The sequence below is a fragment of the Moorena sp. SIO4E2 genome, assembly GCF_010671945.1.
Classification (GTDB): domain Bacteria; phylum Cyanobacteriota; class Cyanobacteriia; order Cyanobacteriales; family Coleofasciculaceae; genus Moorena; species Moorena producens.
Genome location: NZ_JAAHIE010000686.1, coordinates 1 through 3331 on the forward strand (window position 1 = coordinate 1; position 3331 = coordinate 3331).

Below are 3331 nucleotides of genomic sequence, written 5' to 3' on the forward strand. Positions count from 1 at the left end.
AAAACCAGCGAGACGATGAGAGTCATTTTAGCAATTCTAGGTTGTATGGGCGCTCAAGGACCTGTAGTCTCCTGGGTAGCAGTGCATCGTCGCCATCACGAGTACAGCGACCTGCCTGGTGATCCCCATTCCCCAAATCCCGAATTACTAGGGGAAGGAATATTTGGGAAATTACGAGGTCTGTGGCACGCCCATGTGGGTTGGCTAACAAACCACGAGTATCCTAACCCGATGTATTATGCGCCAGAATTGATGCGAGACAAAACCATTAGCAAGATTAATCGCCATTATGTAGTGTGGATAGTTTTGGGTCTGCTAATGCCAACTATTTTAGGAGGAATTATTCATGGCTCTTGGATAGGGGCTGTGGAAGGTCTTCTGTGGGGTGGATTTGTAAGGATGTTTGTGGTAGATAACTCCATTTTAAGTATCAATTCATTTTCTCATGCTTTTGGGACTCATCCTTTCGATAGTAAAGACCAGAGTCGGAACAATATTTGGGTGGCTATTCCTACTTTTGGAGAATCCTGGCAGAATAATCACCATACTTTTGAAAATTCGGCAGCGATCGGGTTAAAATGGTGGCAAATAGATTTAGGTTACTGCCTAATTTGGTTATTGGAAAAATTAGGTTTAGTTTGGGATGTGAAGTTGCCAAGCGCCAAAATGCTCGAAGCTAAGAAGTTAGCTTGATTGTTCAGAAGAAATAAAAATAGGAAACCTGAACAAGATTAGGAGGTGTAACTATCATTAATTGGTGAGAGCTGATGATAGTTACACGTATCGTCAATAATTTCAGTAAAATCTAGTAACTCCCCATCAATAAATTATGGAAAACTTAACCGTAGAGACCGAAAACCTGACTAGTGTAGATAATGGAAGTATAGAGAATAAGAATCAACCCACAGTAGATGAGGTTCAGGAGTGGTTGATTTCTTATCTGTCACAACTATTAGATCTAGAAATTGAAGAAATATCGACAAGTACTTCTTTTAATCGTTACGGTCTAGATTCTTCAGCCTCAATATCTTTAACAAGCGATTTCGGGGATTGGCTATCAAAAGAAATAGACCCAACAATTCTGTATAGTTACCCCACAATAGAAGCTATGGCAGAGCACTTTGGTGGATAGTATTTGTTGAAATTCACTGGTGATTGCTGAGAGGATATCTCCCAAGTTTTTTGATCCTGAATTTTGCCCCCCTGACCCCCCAACTTTGGGGGAAACAAGAGTCAATTTGCTTCTAAAAGTCCCCCAGAGGGGGACCAACGGGGGCTTGGATGTAGCAAATGAGACTTCTCAGACAACCTCTGAGGGATATCTGATATATTCCTCAGCCATAGTGTAGCCAATAAATAGTTTGTCAGTAAATCACCTCTAACTGTATTAGATTAGTAATACAGATATTAATAAAAATTAATATTAAGTCTGAAAAAAAAATCAAATAATTAGTTAAAATAATTTTGGGGGATACATAGAGCTATAAACCAAAACTAAATTTTAAACAAATAATTTTAAAATAATTTATGTAAATAACAAATTCGAGAATAAAATAGTTAAATACCAATGAATAAAGAACCAATAGCAATAATAGGAATGGGATGTCGTTTCCCAGGAGCTAAAAATCCCGAAGAATTCTGGGAATTACTGTGTAATGGTATAGACGCAATTACCGAAGTGCCAGCTTCTCGGTGGGATAACGAATTATTTTATGACGCCGACATCTCCAAGCCAGGGAAAACGAACAGTCGGTGGGGTGGCTTTCTAGAGCAAGTAGATCGATTTGACCCGAATTTTTTTGGTATTTCTCCCCGAGAAACCCAAACAATGGATCCCCAACAACGGCTATTGCTGGAACTAGCTTGGGAAGCTTTAGAAGACGCTGGACAACCACCAGAAGAATTGGCAGGTACACCCACAGGGGTATTCATGGGGGTATCAAGCTTCGACTACTACGAACTCATCGCCCAAAATCCCAGTAACTTTAGTACCTATACAGGCACAGGTAACTTAAATTGTATTAACGCCAATCGCCTCTCATACTTTTTCGACTTCCATGGACCGAGCATGGCCATAGATACTGCCTGTTCTTCATCCCTGGTAGCAGTACACTTAGCTTGTCAAAGCCTGTGGAGTGGAGAATCTAGCCTAGCTTTGGTGGGAGGCGTACATATGGTGACATCGCCGTGGATGTCAGTAGCCTATGCCCAAGGAGGATTTATGGCTGCTGACGGTAGGTGTAAAACCTTTGATGCCAAAGCTGATGGTTATGTCCGCAGTGAGGGTGCAGGGTTAGTGATACTGAAACCACTATCTCTTGCCCTGGCTAACAGAGACCGCATCTATGCCTTAGTCAAGGGAAGCGCAGTTAACCAAGATGGATACAGCAACGGACTGACAGCCCCCAATCCCTTGGCACAGGAAGCGGTGTTACGGGCAGCGTACAAAAATGCAGGAGTTTCACCAGGTCAGGTTCAGTATATAGAAGCTCACGGGACTGGGACAAAACTGGGAGACCCGATGGAGATGAAAGCCTTAGGAGCAGTGCTTTCTGTTGGTCGTGCTCCTGGTGACTACTGTGCAGTCGGTTCAGCTAAAACCAATATCGGACATTTAGAAGCACCAGCAGGTATTGCCGGATTAATTAAAGTGGCGCTGTCACTTCACTATCGCCAGATTCCACCAAGTCTAAATTTCACTGAGCCGAATCCTTATATCAAGTTTGACGAAATACCATTGCGAGTACAGGAAACTCTGACACCTTGGCCAGAAAAATCAATGCCAGCGTACGCAGGTGTGAGTTCCTTTGGTTTTGGTGGCACTAACTCCCATGTGGTGTTGGCAGAAGTGGAGAACAAGGAACTCTTAATAGGGAACCCACCCCCAACCCCTCCCAAGGAGGGGAGCACGGAAGAAGAACGGTTAGAACGTCCAGTGCATCTGCTCACGCTCTCAGCGAAAACGGAAGAAGCTCTAGAGCAGTTAGTCACCGGTTATGAGCACCACTTGAAAAAACATTCAGAATTGGCCATAGGAGATGTTTGTTATACAGCCAATGTGGGGCGTACGCATTTCAAATATCGCCTCGCTGTTGTCACCAAATCAACAGAGCAGTTACAGGAACAATTAAAGGCTACCGCAGAAAGAGAGGAAACACCAGGAGTTTTCAAGGGTCAAAAGATTGGTCGCAAGCGTCCTAAAGTCGCCTTCCTTTTCACCGGTCAAGGTTCCCAGTATGTAAATATGGGACGGCAATTGTATGAAAGTCAACCTACTTTTCGTCAAGGGTTAGATCAATGTGATGAAATCCTACGTCCGTATTTGGAACAT

Annotated in this window: 3 protein-coding genes; all 3 read left to right on the forward strand. The window is 43.1% G+C overall.

Translation table 11 applies throughout. The features are described from left to right. A partial coding sequence (locus F6K37_RS35355; RefSeq protein WP_287255533.1) for an acyl-CoA desaturase occupies window positions 1-693 on the forward strand: 693 nt, incomplete at its 5' end. 136 nt (window positions 694-829) lie between these two features. Continuing rightward, window positions 830-1132: an acyl carrier protein gene (locus F6K37_RS35360; RefSeq protein WP_287255535.1), complete on the forward strand. Its 303-nt coding sequence runs from the start codon at window positions 830-832 to the stop codon at window positions 1130-1132. Window positions 1133-1567: 435 nt separating this feature from the next. After that, the coding region (locus F6K37_RS35365) for a type I polyketide synthase (RefSeq protein ID WP_287255536.1) at window positions 1568-3331 on the forward strand (1764 nt) is incomplete at its 3' end.

Coding starts and splice junctions, on each gene's coding strand:
- F6K37_RS35360 (WP_287255535.1), top strand. CDS start 830: ATGGAAAACTTAACCGTAGAGACCGAAAACCTGACTAGTGTAGATAAT.